This window comes from Streptomyces sp. NPDC060027 (genome assembly GCF_042737005.1).
Lineage (GTDB): Bacteria > Actinomycetota > Actinomycetes > Streptomycetales > Streptomycetaceae > Streptomyces.
Genome location: NZ_JBHWVI010000466.1, coordinates 1 through 1,332, shown reverse-complemented (window position 1 = coordinate 1,332; position 1,332 = coordinate 1). Strand labels below are relative to the sequence as shown.

Below are 1,332 nucleotides of genomic sequence, written 5' to 3'. Positions count from 1 at the left end.
AGAACTGTCCGAGCTGTGATGAGGGCAGCCTCCCCGCGTGATCGACGACTTTGCCGACGCGACCTGGGACCGTGAACTCGACGACCTCTTCCTGCGCATCGGCCACCGCTTCGGCCGCGCCGACCTGCGACGCCGCATGCGCGACTACGTCCGCGCCCTGCTCGGCCCGGTCGGCCGCAAAAACGGCTGGCAACTGGCCGAACACGCAGGCCACCGCACCCCCGACGGCCTGCAACGGCTGCTGAACGGAGCCACCTGGAACGCTGACGACGTCCGCGACGACCTGCAGACATACGTCGCCGACAAGCTCGGCGAAGCCGACGGGGTCCTCATCCTCGACGACACCGGCTTCGTCAAGAAAGGCACCACCTCCGCGGGTGTGCAGCGCCAGTACTCCGGCACCGCCGGCCGCACCGAGAACTGCCAGATCGGCGTCTTCGCCGCCTACGCCACCACCCGCGGACGCGCCCTGGTGGACCGCGAGCTGTATCTGCCCAAGTCCTGGACGGACGACCGCGAACGCTGTCGCGCCGCCAAGATTCCCGATGAGAGGAACTTCGCCACCAAACCAGAGCTGGCCAGGGCCATGGTGCTGCGCGCACTCGCCTCGCCGCTGCCGATCGCCTGGGTGACCGCGGATGCCGCCTACGGCCAGGAATGGCGCTTTCGCCGGATGCTGGAAGAAACCGTCATCGGCTACGTGCTCGCCGTCCCGAAGTCGCAGCAGGTGCCGCGCTTTGGCCGTATCGACCACCTCTTCACGCAGGCGCCGGATGAGGCATGGGAGAAGCGCTCGTGCGGCGACGGCGCCAAGGGCCCGCGTGTCTATCACTGGGCTGCTGTCCAGCTCCCGGTGATCGAGGACTTCGACGGCGAGCGGCCCACCCATCACCGCTGGGCGCTGGCCCGGCGCAGTATCAGCAGACCCGATGAGATCGCCTACTACCTCGGTTATGCCCCGATGGGCACAGGCGTCGACCGGCTCGTGCGCGTTGCCGGGCGCCGGTGGGCGATCGAGGAGTGCTTTCAGGCCGCGAAGAACGAGTGCGGCCTGGATCAGTACGAGGTCCGCCGTTACGTCGGCTGGACGCGGCACATCACCCTGGCCATGCTTGCGCACGCCTTTCTCGCGGTCACGGCGGCGCAGGCGGCGGCAAAGGGGGCTGCAGAAACGGTTCCACCCTGGTTCCGCTCACCGTGGCGGAAGTCCGCCGGCTGCTGGCAGCTGGCCTCGCGCACCGACCCCGCCCGCCGCTTCGCATCCACGCAATGAGGTGGTCACGGTGGCGGCGCAGGCGTCAGGCCGTCGCCAGACACTGCCACTACCGGCGA

1 protein-coding gene is annotated in these 1,332 nt (G+C 69.0%); it reads left to right on the top strand.

The window, feature by feature from the left end; genetic code table 11:
• Positions 1 to 37: 37 nt before the first annotated feature.
• Complete coding sequence (locus ACFWBT_RS43045) at positions 38 to 1,273, top strand: IS701 family transposase (protein WP_385710305.1); 1,236 nt, start codon at positions 38 to 40, stop codon at positions 1,271 to 1,273.
• Positions 1,274 to 1,332: the final 59 nt, after the last annotated feature.